Origin of the sequence: Streptomyces sp. S.PNR 29, assembly GCF_030386795.1 — a bacterium.
Lineage (GTDB): Bacteria > Actinomycetota > Actinomycetes > Streptomycetales > Streptomycetaceae > Streptomyces.
Window position 1 is genome coordinate 212287 of the sequence record NZ_JANUQM010000012.1, and the last position, 16763, is coordinate 229049.

16 protein-coding genes are annotated in these 16763 nt (G+C 69.7%); 4 read left to right on the forward strand and 12 right to left on the reverse strand.

Translation table 11 applies throughout. The annotated features are described in order from the left end of the window. Positions 1-42: 42 nt before the first annotated feature. From aspA to NW895_RS29725, 12 genes are all read right to left on the reverse strand, one after another. Complete coding sequence (gene aspA, locus NW895_RS29670; RefSeq protein ID WP_289939405.1) at positions 43-1455, reverse strand: aspartate ammonia-lyase; 1413 nt, start codon at positions 1453-1455, stop codon at positions 43-45. A gap of 18 nt (positions 1456-1473) precedes the next feature. Next, positions 1474-2496, reverse strand: coding sequence for an asparaginase (locus tag NW895_RS29675; RefSeq protein ID WP_289939406.1), 1023 nt, complete (start codon positions 2494-2496; stop codon positions 1474-1476). A 53-nt stretch (positions 2497-2549) separates the two neighbouring features. After that, positions 2550-3989: an amino acid permease gene (locus NW895_RS29680; protein ID WP_289939407.1), complete on the reverse strand. Its 1440-nt coding sequence runs from the start codon at positions 3987-3989 to the stop codon at positions 2550-2552. Next, on the reverse strand, positions 3986-4663 hold the full coding sequence (locus NW895_RS29685; RefSeq protein WP_289939552.1) for a FadR/GntR family transcriptional regulator: 678 nt from the start codon (positions 4661-4663) through the stop codon (positions 3986-3988). Before NW895_RS29685 ends, NW895_RS29680 begins: the two co-directional genes overlap by 4 nt. Positions 4664-4825: 162 nt before the next feature. Beyond that, positions 4826-5662 carry an undecaprenyl-diphosphate phosphatase gene (locus tag NW895_RS29690; protein WP_289939408.1) on the reverse strand — a complete coding sequence of 279 codons (837 nt, stop codon included), beginning with the start codon at positions 5660-5662 and terminating at the stop codon, positions 4826-4828. Between the two features lie 72 nt (positions 5663-5734). Continuing rightward, positions 5735-6109: a fluoride efflux transporter CrcB gene (gene crcB / locus NW895_RS29695; protein ID WP_289939409.1), complete on the reverse strand. Its 375-nt coding sequence runs from the start codon at positions 6107-6109 to the stop codon at positions 5735-5737. Beyond that, positions 6106-6486 carry a DUF190 domain-containing protein gene (locus tag NW895_RS29700; RefSeq protein ID WP_289939410.1) on the reverse strand — a complete coding sequence of 127 codons (381 nt, stop codon included), beginning with the start codon at positions 6484-6486 and terminating at the stop codon, positions 6106-6108. The genes crcB (NW895_RS29695) and NW895_RS29700 overlap by 4 nt, the downstream gene beginning before the upstream one ends. Further along, positions 6483-6944 carry a fluoride efflux transporter CrcB gene (crcB, locus tag NW895_RS29705; RefSeq protein WP_289939413.1) on the reverse strand — a complete coding sequence of 154 codons (462 nt, stop codon included), beginning with the start codon at positions 6942-6944 and terminating at the stop codon, positions 6483-6485. Before crcB (NW895_RS29705) ends, NW895_RS29700 begins: the two co-directional genes overlap by 4 nt. A gap of 168 nt (positions 6945-7112) precedes the next feature. Next, complete coding sequence (locus tag NW895_RS29710; RefSeq protein ID WP_289939414.1) at positions 7113-8075, reverse strand: SMP-30/gluconolactonase/LRE family protein; 963 nt, start codon at positions 8073-8075, stop codon at positions 7113-7115. A 32-nt stretch (positions 8076-8107) separates the two neighbouring features. Beyond that, complete coding sequence (locus NW895_RS29715; RefSeq protein WP_289939415.1) at positions 8108-8392, reverse strand: helix-turn-helix domain-containing protein; 285 nt, start codon at positions 8390-8392, stop codon at positions 8108-8110. 193 nt (positions 8393-8585) lie between these two features. Then, the gene (locus NW895_RS29720) at positions 8586-10145 is read right to left on the reverse strand and encodes an arabinogalactan endo-1,4-beta-galactosidase (protein ID WP_289939417.1); all 1560 of its coding nucleotides are present in this window, start codon (positions 10143-10145) and stop codon (positions 8586-8588) included. Positions 10146-10258: 113 nt separating this feature from the next. Continuing rightward, positions 10259-12280, reverse strand: a complete 2022-nt coding sequence (locus tag NW895_RS29725) for a beta-galactosidase (protein WP_289939418.1) — start codon at positions 12278-12280, stop codon at positions 10259-10261. 183 nt (positions 12281-12463) lie between these two features. Here NW895_RS29725 and NW895_RS29730 point away from each other — a divergent pair, with 183 nt between their 5' ends. From NW895_RS29730 to NW895_RS29745, 4 genes are read left to right on the forward strand one after another with little or no spacing between them, the layout of a single operon-like run. Beyond that, a complete protein-coding gene (locus NW895_RS29730; protein ID WP_289939419.1) occupies positions 12464-13783 on the forward strand; it encodes an extracellular solute-binding protein in 1320 nt (439 codons plus the stop codon). Beyond that, entirely contained in the window at positions 13780-14760 is a 981-nt protein-coding gene (locus NW895_RS29735; RefSeq protein ID WP_289939420.1) for a sugar ABC transporter permease, read from the forward strand. Before NW895_RS29730 ends, NW895_RS29735 begins: the two co-directional genes overlap by 4 nt. Next, positions 14757-15665, forward strand: coding sequence for a carbohydrate ABC transporter permease (locus NW895_RS29740; RefSeq protein ID WP_289939422.1), 909 nt, complete (start codon positions 14757-14759; stop codon positions 15663-15665). The genes NW895_RS29735 and NW895_RS29740 overlap by 4 nt, the downstream gene beginning before the upstream one ends. Next, the gene (locus NW895_RS29745) at positions 15662-16693 is read left to right on the forward strand and encodes a LacI family DNA-binding transcriptional regulator (RefSeq protein ID WP_289939424.1); all 1032 of its coding nucleotides are present in this window, start codon (positions 15662-15664) and stop codon (positions 16691-16693) included. Before NW895_RS29740 ends, NW895_RS29745 begins: the two co-directional genes overlap by 4 nt. The last annotated feature ends 70 nt before the right edge of the window (positions 16694-16763 follow it).

The following is a 16763-nucleotide window of genomic DNA, read 5'->3' on the forward strand; positions in this document are numbered from 1 at the left end:
CACTATTGTCCCTGCGGCCGGTTCCTGGAGCGCGTCCGCAGGTCAGGCGAGGGCCTGCCCGCTGCCGGCCACGACCTCCGGCCGCAGCAGGTCGGCGAGCGTCTCGGCGGGCAACAGGCCCTTCTCCAGGACCAGTTCGGCGACTCCCCGGCCGGTGACGAGGGCCTCCTTGGCGATGTCGGTCGCGGCTGTGTACCCGATGTGCGGGTTGAGAGCCGTGACCAGACCGATGGAGTTCTCCACGGTCGCGCGCAGCGCCTCGGTGTTGGCGGTGATGCCGGCGATGCAGCGCTCGGCCAGCGTCACGCACGCGTTCCGCAGGTGCGTGATGCTCTCCGACAGGGAGTGCAGGATGATCGGCTCGAAGGCGTTGAGCTGGAGCTGTCCGGCCTCGGCGGCCATGGTGATGGTGACGTCGTTGCCGATGACCTCGAAGGCGACCTGGTTGACGACCTCGGGGATCACCGGGTTGACCTTGCCGGGCATGATGCTCGAACCGGCCTGCACCGGCGGCAGGTTGATCTCCCCGAGGCCCGCGCGCGGCCCGGACGACAGCAGGCGCAGGTCGTTGCAGCTCTTCGACAGCTTGACGGCGATGCGCTTGAGCACGCCGGACATCTGGACGAACGCGCCGCAGTCCTGGGTCGCCTCCACCAGGTTGGCCGCGGTCACCAGCGGCAGCCCGGTGATCGCGGCGAGGTGGCGGCGGGCCGCCTCGGCGTATCCGGCCGGGGCGTTGAGGCCGGTGCCGATCGCCGTGGCACCCAGGTTGATCTCATGGATCAACTCGACGGCCTCGGCAAGACGGGACCGGTCCTCGTCCAGCATGACCGCATAGGCCGAGAACTCTTGACCCAGCGTCATCGGGACCGCGTCCTGCAACTGTGTACGGCCCATCTTGAGCACATCGCGGAACTCCACGGCCTTGGCCGCGAACGCGTCCTGCAGTACGGACATCGCCTTGAGCAGTCCACGTACCGCGAAGACCGTCGCGATCTTGACCGCGGTCGGATAGACGTCATTGGTCGACTGGCCCAGGTTGACGTCCTCGTTGGGGTGCAGGTACTGGTACTGGCCCTTGGCGTGGCCGAGCAACTCCAGCGCCCGGTTGGCGACCACCTCGTTGGCGTTCATGTTCGTCGAGGTGCCGGCGCCGCCCTGGATCACATCGACGACGAACTGGTCGTGCAGCCTGCCGGCGCGGATCTCACGGCACGCCTCCACGATCGCGGCGGCCTTCCGCGGCTGAAGCAGGCCGAGTTCCTGGTTCGCGAGCGCGGCGGCCTCCTTGACCGCGGCCAGGGCGTCGATCAGGTGAGGGTAGGCGGAGATCGGCGTGCCGGTGATCGGGAAGTTCTCCGTGGCGCGCAGGGTGTGCACGCCCCAGTACGCCTCGGCGGGGACGTCACGGTCACCGAGCAGGTCGTGCTCGCTGCGGGTGGCTGCGGCGGTCATGGCTGTGCGGGCCTTCTCTCAGACGGCGGTGTGGGTGAGCTGGGATATCGGGTCGAGCGCACGGACCGGCCGGATGCTGCCGACCGGTTCCCCGCCGCCGAGCAGCGGCTCCCCCGCGAACTCGGCGAGCGCCGCCGGGTCGACGCCGGCCCGGGCGAGCGCGGCCGCGGCGACGGGGACACGGGCGCGATTGGCACCGTCCGCGATCTTCACGGCGACGGCGCGGCCGTCCGGCAGGGCGGCGACCTGGACGCCCTCGAAGCCGTCCTTGGTGAGCAGTCCGGGGACGGCCCGCATCAGCGCGGCGACGTCCCGGCCGGAGCCGGAGGCCATCTCGGCGTACTCACGCATCGCGTCCGCCACCCGGGCCTCGGGGGTGCCGGGCGCGGCGCCGGTGATGCGGGCGACGGCGCGGGCCAGGCCGTGCAGGGAGATGGAGAACAGGGGCGCGCCGCAGCCGTCGACGGTCACCCGGGCGATGCGCTGCCCGGTGAGGTCCTCGACGATCTCGGCGATGGCCTGCTGCAAGGGGTGGGCGGGGTCGAGGTAGTCGTCGAGGGACCAGCCGTTGAGCACGCAGGTGTAGAGCATGGCCGCGTGCTTGCCGGAGCAGTTCTGGGCGAGCCGGGAGGGTACGCGGCCCTCCCGCACCCAGGCGTCCCGGACGACCGGGTCGAACGGCAGGTCCGGGACATTGCGCAGGTGGTCCTCGGTGAGCCCGGCGAGGTCGAGGATGCGCCGGGTGCCGGCGAGGTGGTGTTCCTCGCCGGAGTGGCTGGCCGCGGTGAGCGACAGCAGGGCGCCGTCGAGGGGGAGCCCCGCCCGTACCATCGCGACGGCCTGGACGGGCTTGAGCGCGGAGCGCGGGTAGAAGGCGGCCTCGATGTCGCCGATCTGGAGCTGGACCTCTGCGTCGGTGCCGAGGACGACGACGGAACCGTAGTGGATCCCCTCCACGACCCCACCGCGAACGAGGTGGGCGACGGGGGCGTGGAGGGGTTCGCGGACGAGGGGTGCCTCCGCGAGGGAACTGCTGTACATCACTGCCTGGGTGTCGGGGAGGGACGGAGAACTGCCGTGGCCGGGGGCGTGGGTCACACGTCGGCCTTGGCGGAGGTGCGCGCGATACGGCCGCGGATGGCGAACCAGCCCGCGACCAGCGCCGCGACGATCAGCGGCAGACACAGCACGGTGGTGCGTCCGGCGCCGCCGTCGGCGTACATGAGGACCAGGACGGAGGCGAGGAAGGCCAGCGTCACGAGTTCGGTCCAGGGGGAGCCCGGCAGACGGTAGCCGGGGCGGGTCAGCTCGCCCTTCTGGGTCTTCTGCCAGAACAGCAGGTGGCAGACCATGATCATGCCCCAGGTGGCGAGGATGCCGATCGCGGCGAAGTTCAGCACGATCTCGAACGCCTCGGCGGGGACGACGAAGTTGAGGCCGACGCCGAGGACGCAGATGCCGCTGGTGAGCAGGATGCCGCCGTACGGGACCTGGCTGCGGCTCATGACCGACGTGAACCTGGGCGCGGAACCCGCCATCGCCATGGAGCGCAGGATGCGGCCGGTGGAGTACAGGCCGGAGTTGAGCGAGGACATCGCCGCGGTGAGGACCACGAGGTTCATCACGCCGCCGGCCGCCGGGACACCGATGTTGGACAGCACGGTCACGAACGGGCTCTCGCCGGCGGTGTACTTGTCCCAGGGCAGCAGCATCGACAGCAGGACCACCGAGCCGACGTAGAACAGACCGACGCGCCACATGATCGAGTTGATCGCCTTCGGCATGATCTTCTCGGGGTTCTCGGTCTCACCGGCGGCGACACCGACGAGTTCGACGGAGGCGTAGGCGAAGACGACGCCCTGGACGATCAGCAGCATCGGCAGCAGGCCGTTGGGGAAGACGCCGCCGTGGTCGGTGATCAGGGACGGGCCGGGGGTGGTGCCGTCGACCGGGTGCTGGGTGACCAGCAGGAAGATGCCGATGCACATGAAGACGACGAGCGCGCCGACCTTGACGATGGCGAACCAGAACTCCAGTTCGCCGAAGATCTTCACCGAGATCAGGTTCACGGTGAGGACCACGGCCAGCGCGATCAGCGCGATCACCCACTGCGGGATGTCGGAGAACATGCCCCAGTAGTGGGTGTAGGTGGCGACGGCGGTGATGTCGGCGATGCCGGTGGTCGCCCAGTTGAGGAAGTACATCCAGCCCGCCGTGTACGCGCCCTTCTCACCGAGGAACTCCCGGGCGTACGACACGAAGGCGCCGGAGGAGGGCCGGTACAGGACGAGCTCGCCCAGGGCGCGGACGACCAGGAAGGCGAAGACGCCGCAGACCGCGTAGGCGATGAACAGGGACGGGCCGGCGTCGGCGAGGCGGCCGCCCGCGCCGAGGAAGAGTCCGGTGCCGATGGCGCCGCCGATGGCGATCATGTTGACGTGCCGGGACTTCAGGGACTTGCTGTAGCCCGCGTCGCCGGCGTCGACATGACCGGAGGTCGGGCGCGTCTCTTCTTTGAGGTGCTGCTCGCTCACGCCTCGGGTCCGCCTTCCGTGGGGGTGTCCGCGCGCCTGGGGCGCACGATGTCGGTGAGGGTCGTCTCGACGCGGTCGAGATGGTGGGCCATGGCCTCCACCGCGTCGTTCTCGGAACCGTCCATCAGCGCCTCGACGATCGCCCGGTGCTCCCGGTTCGACTGCTCGCGACGGCCGCCCAGCTCGTTGAGGAAGGCGGACTGGCGGGCCAGCGCGTCCCGGATCTCCTCGATGACCCGGCGGAAGACCGGGTTCTGGGCGGCCTCGGCCACGGCGAGGTGGAAGAGGGTGTCCATCGCGACCCACGCGGTGGTGTCCGTCTCCCGTTCCATGCGGTCGAGGAGATGGGCCAGGTGGTCGAGGTTCTCCGGGGTGCGGCGCTGCGCCGCGTACCCGGCGACCGGGATCTCGATGTGGCGGCGCACCTCCAGCAGGTCGCTGGCCGCGTAGTCGCCGAAGGTCGGGTCCTCGACGGTGCGGGCCACGACGAAGGTGCCCTTGCCGGTCTTCGAGACGGTCAGCCCCATCGTCTGCAGGGCCCGCAGCGCCTCCCGCAGCACGGGCCGGGAGACCTCAAGGGTGCGGCACAGCTCCGCCTCCGAGGGGAGCTTGTCGCCGATCGCGTACTCGCCGCGCTCGATGGCGCCGCGAAGGTGGGAGAGCACCGCTTCCATGGCACTGACGCGCCGCGGTCCCGCACCACCTGTCTGGCTGTCTGACAGGTTCACGGTGGTGATCCTGCGGGTGACATAAGGGGGCTGTCAAGGGGGTCGAATCGAAGAATGCAAGGGGTGTGAAGCCTGAATACCGAATCACACCCCGCCGCGCCGCACGGCTCAGCTGCCCAGCGCACCGGTGGAAAGCAGCCCGAACAGCAGCAGACCGACCAGGATCCGGTAGACCACGAAGGCGTTGAAGGAGTGCTTGGCGACGAACTTCAGCAGCCAGGCGATGGAGGCGTAGGCGACGGCGAAGGAGACAACCGTGCCGACGGCGAGCGGCGCCGCGCCCACCCCCGTACCCAGCGCGTCCTTGAGTTCGTACAGGCCGGCGCCGGTCAGGGCGGGGATGCCGAGGAAGAAGGACAGGCGGGTGGCGGCCACGCGGTCGAGGTCGAGGATCAGGGCGGTGGACATGGTGGCACCGGAGCGGGAGAACCCGGGGAAGAGCAGGGCGAGGATCTGGGAGCTGCCGACCAGCATCGCGTCCTTGAACGAGGTGTCGTCCTCACCGCGCTTGTGGCGGCCCATCTGGTCCGCCGCCCACATCACTCCACTGCCGACGATCAGCGAGCCCGCGACGACCCACAGCGAGGCGAGGGGCCCCTCGATGAGCGGCTTGGCGGCCAGGCCGACCGCGACGATCGGGATGGTGGCCCAGATGACCCACCAGGCGAACTTGTAGTCGTGGTGGTACCGCTCCTCCTTGTTGCGCAGGCCCCGGAACCACGCGGAGACGATCCGCACGATGTCCTTGAGGAAGTACACGAGCACGGCGGCGATCGCGCCGACCTGGATGACCGCCGAGAAACCGACCACGGCGTTGTCGTCGACGGGGATGCCCATGAGTCCCTCGACGATCTTCAGGTGGCCGGTGGAGGAGACGGGCAGGAACTCGGTCACCCCCTCGACGGCTCCGAGGACGGCGGCCTGACCGACGCTGATGACGCTCATGGGATCCAGTTCTGCTCGGGGACGGCGGGTGCGGCGGGGACAGTCTTACTACACGCCGCCCAGTACCGGCGCCTAAGCCCACACCGCGTCGGCGAGCGCCACCCCCAGGAACGCCGCTCCCAGACCGGCCGCCAGGCTCGCCGCCACGTTGACGACGGCGTAGAAGCGTGTGCCCGTCCCGGTCAGCCGGAGCGTCTCGTAGGAGAAGGTCGAGTACGTCGTCAGCGCCCCGCACAGGCCGGTGCCGAGCAGCAGCTGCAGGTGGGAACCGGCGGCTCCGGCGGCCGCCGCGCCGGTCAGCAGGCCCAGGATCAGACAGCCGGTGACATTCACGGCGAAGGTGCCCCAGGGGAAGACCGAGTCGTGGCGGGACTGCACCGCCCGGTCGGCGAGGTAGCGGAGCGGGGCACCGGCCATGGCACCCACGACGACCAGCAGCCAGTTCACAACGACTTCTTACCTTTCGCGTCCGCTTCGTCCTGTTTGTCGCCGCGGCCGACGTACCGGATGACCTCGCAGTCGTCGAGGATCACGAGGCCTTCGGTGACCAGTTCGTCCAACTGGGGCAGAAAGGCCCGCACGCGCTCCTCGCTGTCGACGATCACGACCGCCACCGGGAGGTCCTCACTCAGGGAGAGCAGCCGCAAGGTGTGGATCCGGGACGAGGCGCCGAAGCCCTCCACGCCCCGGAAGACACTGGCGCCCGCGAGTCCCGCCGCGTGGGCCCGGTGGACGATCTCCGAGTACAGGGGGCGGTGGTGCCAGGTGTCGTTCTCGCCGACGAAGACGGTCAGGCGCAGGGCGCTGCCGGTCAGCCTGGTCATGGCATTCTCCCCTTCAGGACGCGGCGGGTCGCCGCGGACGCCAGCCACACCGCCGTGAGGGCCGCGAGCGGGGTCGCCGCGAGGTAGGTCAGCCCCGTGCGGGCGTGGCCGGTGTCGACCAGCTTCTGGACGTCGACGGCGTACGTGGAGAAGGTCGTGAAGCCGCCGAGCACCCCGGTGCCGAAGAACGGACGCACAAGGCGGTGGGCGGCCCACACGTCGGTGATGACCACCATGAACACACCGATCACCGCGCAGCCGACCACGTTGACCCACAGGGTCGTCCAGGGGAAACCGCCCGTCTCGGCGGGCCACCGCAGGGAGGCGGCGTACCGGGCGGCGGCACCGATCGCCCCACCGAGCGCGACCACCGCGACAACCGGTGCCTGGGCACGCCAGACGGGTGGCCGTGGTGTGTCCGACCGTAGGGAAAGGGTCTCGGCTTCGGGGGCTGGCATGGACGTACGTCTCCTACTCGCTCAGGGGCCCGGCCGTGCGGGCGCGCGCCTTCACAAGTAGGGACCGTTGGCGGCGGCACGGCCGCGGTCGGGTACGGCGGGCCCCACCGCCGCGCCGCGAGCGGTGATCGCGGCCGGGCACCAGGGTAACGCGGGGGTCGGCCCGGGTCACTTCGGGGTGGGCGGCTCGCACACCGCCACACCGGACTCCCAGATGCTGCCCAGCACCAGATGCCCGGCGGCCTCGCAGACGCTGGTGACCATCCGGTATCCGGAGCGGTTGCGGGTGAGGTGGTGGACGACCGTGCCGTCGTCGTCGACCGCCAGGACGCCGATCGTGCCGACAGGGCGGTAGGGGGCGCGTACGGCGATACGGGCGGCGGCGCGCCGGACGGCGGGCGTAGCGCGGTGCAGCAGGTGCAGGGGCGGGACGCGGGGGCCTGCCAGGGCCACCCAGACCGGGCCGTCCGGGGCGCCGCGCCAGACGTTGTCGGGCAGACCCGGGAGGTTCTCGGCGAAGGGCTCGCCGCGTCCGGCCTTCGGGCCGGTCAGCCAGTAGCGGGTGAGCCGGCACGCGCCGGTCTCGGCGACGATCACGAAGGACTCGTCGGCGCTGAGTGCGAGCCCGTTGGCGAACTGCAGGCCGTCCAGCAGCACGTCGGGGGTGTCGCTGCCGGGTGCGAGACGCAGGAGCCGGCCCGTTCCGGTGTGCTCGACGATGTCGCCGATCCAGTGCTGAAGGGGGTAGCGGCGGCTGGAGACGGTGAAGCAGACGCTGCCGTCGGACAGAGCGACAGCGTTGCTGCAGAACCGCAGCCTCTCCCCCGCCACCGTGTCGGTGAGGACGCGGACCGTGCCGTCGGCGAGGTCGGCACGGAGCAGTCCGCGTTCCGCGTCGCACACCAGCAGACCGCCGTCCGGGAGGAGTTCCAGGCCGAGCGGCCTGCCACCGGTCTCGGCGAGCACCTCGACGCGAACCGCAGCCGGGTCCGCCAGATTGTCGAGGCGCAGGATGCGGCCGTCCTCCACGCCGGTCAGCACCCGGCCGCGGGCGTCGGCGACGACGTCCTCCGGGCCACGGCCGCCGACCGCGACGTACCGGAGAGGGACGAGATCGGTGGGACGGCCCATGGTGTGGTTCCCCTTCCTGCCGCGCCCCGTACTCACCAGCCCTTCTCGAACATCCGCGCCACCTCGGCGATCCGTACCTCGTCGCGCCAGTAGTAGGTGCGCCACCGTACCTTCCTGCTGCGCAGCAGGCCGAGAGCGGTGAGCAGGCGCAGGTGGGTGTCGGCGACCGGACGGGGCACGCCGAGTTTCGCCGCGACGGCGTCCGCGGTGACGCCGCCCTCGGTGGTGCCGTGGCGCTGTGGCGGGAAGTGCGTGGCCGGGTCCTTCAGCCACTCCAGGATGTTCAGACGGGTCTCGCCGGCGGGAGTCCTCAACATCGCGTCCCCCTCGGTCCGGGCTTCCTCGCCCGACGTGTTCCCCACTGTCGCGCAGTCCAAGCCCTCACGTCCGGGACTCCGGACGCTTTGTCCGATACCGAAAGGCCGGACGAGGCAGGGCAGTTCGCCGCTTGCTCCGCAACAACGGGCGAGGGCCCGGCCGCACGCGCGCGACCGGGCCCTCCACAGGGGCTCAGCGGTGGCTGAACCACGACATCGACGACAGCGCCTTGTCGTCGTACCCGAACAGGGCCTGGTTCTCCCAGCCGTTGCCGGAGGACGGGTCGGTCGGGTCCCAGCCGTTGCCCGGGACGGCGGTCCAGGTGGCCTCCCAGTGGAAGACCCCGAGGCCGCGGCCGTTCGGGACGGCCTCCACGATGCTCGCGATGTCCTTCATCCACTGCGTCTGCCCGGCCGTCGAGGCAGCGTAGCCGGACACGAGTTCACCGGTGGTGTCGATGATGTTCTCGTGGGCGTCCTCGCTGTCCAGACGGAAGGGGTAGGCCGTCTCCGCGACGAAGACCGGCTTGCCGTAGCGGGACGCCGCGTCGTCCAGGGTGGTCTGGAAGTCGTAGAGCGACCCGTGCCAGTAGCCGTAGTACGACAGGCCGATGGCGTCGAACTTCACACCGTTGGAGACCGCGCTGTCGAACCACCAGCGGGTGCCGGAGAGGTCACCGCCCTTGGCGAGGTGCAGCGCGACCGTGGTGGAGGAGTTGACCGCCTTGACGGCGTCATAGCCGGAGTTGAGCAGGCCGGCGAGTTGCGACCAGTTGGAGGTGGAGCCCTCGTTCCACAGCATGCCGCCGTTGATCTCGTTGCCGACCTGGACCATGTCGGCGGTGGTGCCCTGGGCCTTCAACGCGTTCAACACGTCGTACGTGTGGTTGTACACGTCGGTCTTCAGCTGACTGTACGAGTGCCCGGCCCAGGCGGACGGCTTGGACTGGGCGCCCGGGTCGGCCCAGGTGTCCGAGTAGTGGAAGTCGACCAGCAGCTTCATGCCGGCCGCCTTGATGCGCTTGGCCATGGCCAGCACGCGCGTCTTGTTGTTGTAGCCGTCGGCCGGGTTCACCCAGACCTTCAGGCGCGCGTAGTTCATCCCGGCGTTCTTCAGGATGGTGACCGCGTCGCCGGTGGTGCCGGAGCTGTACTTGTACACGCCGCCCTTGGCCTCGCTCTTGGCGAGGGAGGAGATGTCGGCGCCCTTGATCGACAGGCCGGACGTGCCGGACGCGAAGGTCAGGTCGTCGACATTGATCCAGTTGCCCGCGTTCGCGTCACTGTTGATGCTGATGGTGCACTGGTTGTTCGTGACATTGACCGGCACGACGATACGGATCCACCCGCTCGCGGACACCGGCAGATCGGTGCGCTGCTCCGAACCACCACAGTTCTTCAGCGCTATGTACGCCGCCTTCTGCCCGCCGCTGGAGCGGACCCACGCGGTGAGCTTGTAGTTCCCGTTGGTCAGCCCGGAGAGGTACTGGTAGGTCTCCACCTTGTACGCGGAGGAGGACCAGTGACTCAGTCGGTAGCTGCCGCCATGGCCGCCGGACTCCGTGAACGAGGCGCCCGTGTTGCCGTACTCGGACCAGCCGCTGGGTGAGGCCACGCCCGCACCGTCGGATTCGAAGCCGCCGTTGGTGAGAGTGGCGGCGGCCTGCGCGGTCTGGGCCGGCAGGGCGGTGAGGGCGAGTCCGGACACGAGGGGAGGCAGCAGGGCTTTCAGGGTGCGTCTGGGATGGAACATCGTCGTCCGTCGTCCCTTCGACGTAAGGGGGTTGGGGGTGCCCTCCCGATGGCTCGGGAGGTTCCCCCTCCGCCCGCGGCTCGTGCGGCTCACACGGGCGGAGGGGAGTCGGCTCAGCCGTCGAGTCGTACGACCCGGACGGCTCCGGCAGGGACCGCGAGGCGGCCCACTGCACGCTCACCGGTCAGCAGCTCGGTGCCGGGGGCGCCCAGCGGCACCTTGGCGTCGGAGGCGGTGTGGTTGATGGCGAAGAGGTAGCTGCCCGACTCACCCGTGCGGTGCACCACCTCGACGTCCCGGGGGAGATCGGCGCGCGGGGCGATCCGCGCGTCCTCGACGGCCCAGCCGAGCAGCGCGTCCAGGCCGTCGGCGCCGAGGCGGGTGGAGACGTACCAGGCGGTGCCCTCGCCGAGGCGGTGCCGGGTGACCGCGGGGTGACCGGCGGTCAGGCCGTCGGCGTACGTCCAGACGGTCTCGGCGCCGCGCGGCACCACGAACTCCGTCCACACGTCCCCGCTGAGCTCGGATCCGTCGGGGCCGGTGATACTCACCAGCTGGCCCGGCAGCAACGGCGAGAACTCCTCGACGGTCAGGCCGAGCACGTCCCGCAGCGCTCCCGGATGGGCGCCCTCGTGCACGGCGTCGTGCTCGTCGACGATGCCGGAGAAGTACGACACGACGAGGGTGCCGCCGTTCTCGACGTACTGTCCGAGGTTGTTCCCGGCCGCCTCGGTCATGAGGTACAGGGCGGGGACGACGACAAGGGGGTAGGCCGACAGGTCGGCTTCGGGGTGGGCGAAGTCGACCGTGAGGTGGCGGTCGTAGAGGACCTCGTAGAAGGCGTCGGCGCGCTCGCGCGGGTCGTGGTCCTCGCTGGGGCGCCACTGGAGGGTCTGCGCCCACCAGGAGTGCCAGTCCCACAGCACGGCCACGTCGGCCCGGGTGCGGCTGCCGCGGACCGTGCTCAGCGAGTCAAGCGCCGCGCCGAGTTCCACCACCTCGCGCCACACGCGCGTGTCGGTGCCGCCGTGCGGGACCATCGCCGAGTGGAACTTCTCGGCACCGCGCCGGGACTGCCGCCACTGGAAGAACATGGCCCCGTCGGAGCCCCGCGCCACGTGGGCGAGGGAGTTGCGGGCCATCTGGCCGGGGGCCTTGGCGGGGTTGCGGGGCTGCCAGTTGACGCCCGAGGTGGAGTGTTCGAGCAGCAGCCAGGGGGCGCCGCCCGCGACGGAGCGGGTGAGGTCGGCGGCCATGGCGAGGTTGACGTGGGTGCGGCGGCCGTCGGTGATCAGGTAGTGGTCGTTGGTGACGATGTCGACCTCGCGGCCCCAGGCCCAGTAGTCGACGGAGTCGCACTGGCTGAGCGCGGTCATGAAGTTGGTCGTGACCGGGATGCCCGGCGAGAGGCGGTGCAGGATGTCCCGCTCCATCACGAAGTTCTCGCGCATGGTGGCGTCGGCGAACCGCTTGTAGTCCAGCGCCTGCGCCGGATTGCCGGCCGTGGGCGTCACACGCGGCGGGTTGATCTGCCCGAAGTCCGCGTAACGCTGACCCCAGAAGGCGGTGCCCCAGGCCTCGTTGACGGCGTCGACCGTCCCGTAGGTCGTGGCGAGCCAGCGGCGGAAATGGGCGGCGCAGGAGTCGCAGTAACAGGCCGAGACGGGAACGCCGTACTCGTTGTGCACATGCCACATCGAAAGCACCGGGTGGCCACCGTAGCGCTCGGCGAGCCGAGTGGTGATGGCCGCGGCGGCCGCACGGTAGTCGGCGTTGCTGTGGCAGATGGCGGCGCGGGAGCCGAACTCGTAGCGCACGCCCTCGGAGGTCACGGGGAGCGCCTCGGGGTGGGCGCGGTAGAACCAGGCCGGCGGGGCCACGGTGGGCGTGCCGAGGTCGACGCGGATGCCGTTCTCGTGCAGCAGGTCCAGGAGCCGGTCCAGCCAGCCGAAGTCGTACACCCCCGGTGAGGGCTCCAGCAGGGCCCAGGAGAAGATTCCGACACTCACCATGGTGACGCCGGCCTCCCGCATCAGCCGGACGTCCTCGTGCCAGACGCTCTCCGGCCACTGCTCGGGGTTGTAGTCCCCACCGAAGGCGAGCCCGGTGAGGCCCGTGGGGGTGGTCTCCGGCATGGAATGTCTCCCGTTTGGGTCGGTCATGTGGGAACGTGCACACACAGCGGCGGCGGTGCGGGGCCAACATAACCGCACAGCAACAACCATTGACAAGTGTCCCGGATGTTTCTCTACTGTGAACGCTCACAGAAGCATGGCAGCCCTCGCAGCAGGCGAGGGCCCAGGTCAGGGGAGAGATCCATGCCGTACACGAAGCGCCGTCGCCTCGTGACATCCGCCGTCGCCGTCGCGCTCGGCGCCACCGCCCTCGCCGCCTGCGGCTCGGAATCCGGGGACAGCGAGACCGAGTCGGGACCGGTCTCGCTGACGTACTGGACCTGGACGCCCGGCATGGACAAGGTCGTCGACCTCTGGAACAAGGGCCCGGGCAAGAAGGACCAGATCACCGTCACGGTGAAGAAGCAGGCGTCCGGCGACACGCTGGTCACCAAGATCCTCACCGCGCACAAGGCGAAGAAGGCGCCCGACCTGGTCCAGGCCGAGTACCAGGCGATACCCACACTGGTCAGCAATGACGCGCTCGCCGACATCTCCAAGGAGGTCGGCGACGCGAAGGGCGAGTTCGCCGACGGCGTCTGGCAGCAGACCACCCTGGGCACCGACGCGGTCTACGCGATCCCGCAGGACATCGGGCCGATGATGTTCTACTACCGCGAGGACCTGTTCAAGAAGTACGGCCTGAAGGTCCCGACCACCTGGGACGAGTTCGCCGAGACGGCTCGCGACCTGAAGAAGAAGGCCCCCGACAAGGACCTCACCACCTTCTCCGCCAACGACTCCGGCCTCTTCGCGGGCCTGGCCCAGCAGGCGGGCGCCAAGTGGTGGACGACCTCCGGCGACAAGTGGAAGGTCGGCATCAACGACGAGGCGACGCAGAAGGTCGCCAAGTTCTGGGGCGGCCTCGTCAAGGAGGGCGCCATCGACAACCAGCCGATGTACACCCCGGCCTGGAACAAGGCGATCAACACCGGCAAGCAGCTCGCCTGGGTCAGCGCCGTGTGGGCGCCGGGCACACTCACCACGGCCGCGCCCGACACCAAGGGCAAGTGGGCCATGGCCCCGCTCCCCCAGTGGTCGCAGAACGAGAACCGCACCGGAAGCTGGGGCGGCTCCTCCACCGCCGTCACCACCGACTCCACGCACAAGGCCGCCGCCGCGAAGTTCGCCGCCTGGCTGAACACCGACCGTGACGCCCTGAACGCGCTGGCCAAGGAGAGCGGCATCTACCCGGCCTCCAGCTCCGCCCAGCTCAGCGGCGCCTTCACCACCCCGCCGGACTACTTCTCGAACCAGGCCGACTTCTATACCGTGGCCGCCGACATCGCGAAGACCACCGCGCCGTCCGCCTGGGGCCCGAACGTGAACGTGGCCTACACGTCCTTCAAGGACGCGTTCGGCGCCGCCGCCAAGAACAAGTCGGACTTCGCCGCCGCCCTGAACACCATGCAGGACGACACGGTCGCCGACCTGAAGAAGCAGGGCTTCGAGGTCGCTCAGTGACCAGCACCACGGCACGCCGGAGGTCGTACGGGGTCAAGGGGGCCCCGTATGCCCACCCGTCTCCCACCACCACCCTCGAACGAGCGCGAAGCGCGCCCTACCTTTTCCTCCTCCCCGCGACGATCCTGTTCCTCCTGTTCTTCGCGCTGCCCATCGGCTATGCGATCTGGCTCAGCTTCCACAAGGTGAAGGTCTCCGGGCTCGGCCTGGGCGCCGGCGCCCGCAAGGAGGTCTGGGCCGGCCTGGAGAACTACACCGACGCCCTCGGCGACAGCGAGCTGGTGCACGGGGCACTGCGCGTCCTCGGCTACGGCTGCATCGTCGTACCGGTGATGCTGGGCCTCGCCCTGCTGTTCGCGCTGATGCTCGACTCCGAGAAGGTACGGCTCGCCCCCTTCACGCGGCTCGCGATCTTCCTGCCGTACGCCATCCCCGGCGTGGTGGCGGCGCTGCTGTGGGGCTTCCTGTACCTGCCGGACGTCAGCCCCTTCTACTTCGTGCTCGACAGGCTGGGCCTGCCGCAGCCGGACCTGCTGGACGGCGGTCCGCTGTACCTCGCCCTGTCGAACATCGCGATCTGGGGCGGCACCGGCTTCAACATGATCGTCATCTACACCTCGCTGCAGGCCATCCCGGCGGAGTTGTACGAAGCGGCGAAGCTGGACGGCTGCTCGCCGCTGCAGATCGCGCTGAAGATCAAGATTCCGATGGTGGCGCCCTCGCTGGTGCTGACCTTCTTCTTCTCGATCATCGCGACGCTCCAGGTGTTCAACGAGCCGACCACCCTCAAGCCGCTCACCAACTCCGTGTCCACGACCTGGAGTCCGCTGATGAAGGTGTACCGGGACGCGTTCGGCGAGGGCGACATCTACAGCGCCGCGGCCCAGGCCGTCATCATCGCCTTCGCCACGCTGGTGCTGTCCTTCGGCTTCCTGCGGGCCGCGAACCGTCGTCAGAAGCAGGAGGCAGCACGATGAGTTCTCTTGCCATCACCAAGGCCGAACCGGCGGCGGGCACGACCCCCGGCACCGCGCGGAGCCGTCCTCCGCTACGGCGGCGGATCGCCCTGGTTCCGACGGCCACGCTGCTGCTCGGGGCGATCTACTGCCTGCTGCCGGTGGCGTGGGTGGTGATCGCGGCCACCAAGTCCGGCCACGAGCTGTTCTCCACCTTCACGTTCCTGCCGGGCACGGGCTTCGCGGACAACGTCGGCGAACTGAGCGCCTACCGCGACGGCGTGTACTGGGACTGGATGGGCAACTCCGCCCTCTACGCGGGTCTCGGCGCACTGCTGTCGACATGCGTGTCGGCATTCACCGGTTACGCGCTCGCGACCTACCGTTTCCGGGGCCGCGAGGCCATCTTCAACGTGTTGCTGGCGGGTGTGCTGATGCCGCCGGTGATCCTCGCCATCCCGCAGTACCTGCTGCTGGCGAAGGCGGACCTCACGGACTCGTACCTCTCCGTGCTGCTCCCGCAGATCCTCTTCCCGTACGGCGTGTACCTCTCGCGTATCTACGCGGCCGCGGCCGTCCCCGCCGAGGTCGTCGAGGCAGGCCGTATGGACGGGGCGAGCGAGTGGCGGATCTTCACGCGGATCGCGCTGCCGATGATGATCCCCGGCATGGTGACGGTGTTCCTGTTCCAGTTCGTGGCGATCTGGAACAACTTCCTGCTGCCGTACATCATGCTCAGCGACGACGAGAAGTTCCCGATCACGCTGGGTCTGTACACGCTCCTCGAACAGGGCGCCAACACGCCCGCGCTGTACACGCTGGTGATCACCGGTGCGTTCCTCGCGGTGATCCCGTTGGTCGCGCTCTTCCTGGTCATCCAGCGGTTCTGGAGCCTCGATCTGCTGTCCGGGGCCGTAAAGTCATGACCATGAGCAATACGGGCGGCCGGCGCAAACCGCCGACGATCCACGATGTGGCGCGCGAGGCCGGGGTCTCACGGGGCACCGTGTCACGGGTGCTCAACGGCGGTCACTACGTCAGCCCGGCCGCTCAGGAGGCGGTCAACGCGGCGATCCGCAAGACGGGGTACGTCGTGAACCGGCACGCCCGTTCGCTGATCACCGGGCGTTCGGACTCGGTCGGCTTCCTGCTGACCGAGCCGCAGGAGCGCTTCTTCGAGGATCCCAACTTCAACGTCCTGCTGCGCGGCTGCACGCACGCGCTGGCCGCGCACGACATCCCACTGCTGCTGATGCTGGCGGGCACCGAGGACGAACGGCGGCGCATAACGCGGTACATCACCGCCGGTCACGTCGACGGGGTGCTGCTGGTCTCCAGCCACTTCGGTGATCCGGTCGCCGAGGAACTGGGCGCTGCCGGGGTGCCGCTGGTGGCGTGCGGCAAGCCGATCGGGCTGGGCTCGAAGGTGAGTTACGTGGCCGCCGACGACCGGGACGGAGCCCGCGACATGGTGCGCCACCTGTTGTCCCTCGGGCGCCGGCGGGTGGGCGTGGTCACGGGCCCCCTGGACACGCCGGGTGGGGTCGAGCGGCTCGCCGGTTACCAGGAGGTGCTCGCCGAGGCGGGCATCGAGAGCGACGAGCGGCTCATCGTCGAGGGCGACTACAGCCGGGCCAGCGGTGAGGCGGGCGCCGAGCGGCTGCTGGCCCAGGCGCCGGACGTGGACGCCGTGTTCGTCGCGTCGGACCTGATGGCGCAGGGCGTGCTCGCGGCACTGCAGCGGGCGGGGCGGCGGGTGCCGGAGGACGTCGCGGTCGGCGGCTTCGACGACTCTCCCGCCGCCCTCGCCGCCAGCCCCGAGCTGACCACCATCCGGCAGCCCTGGGACCGGATCAGCGCCGAGATGGTCCGGGTGCTGCTCGCCCAGATCGGTGGCGAGGATCCGGCGGCGGTGATCCTGCCGACGGAGCTGGTGAAGCGGGAGTCCACTTAGGCGGGGCGGTCGTCCTGGGCCGGGAACGCACTTTCTTGCACATGCACAAGTTGCGACCTAAAAGAACAGC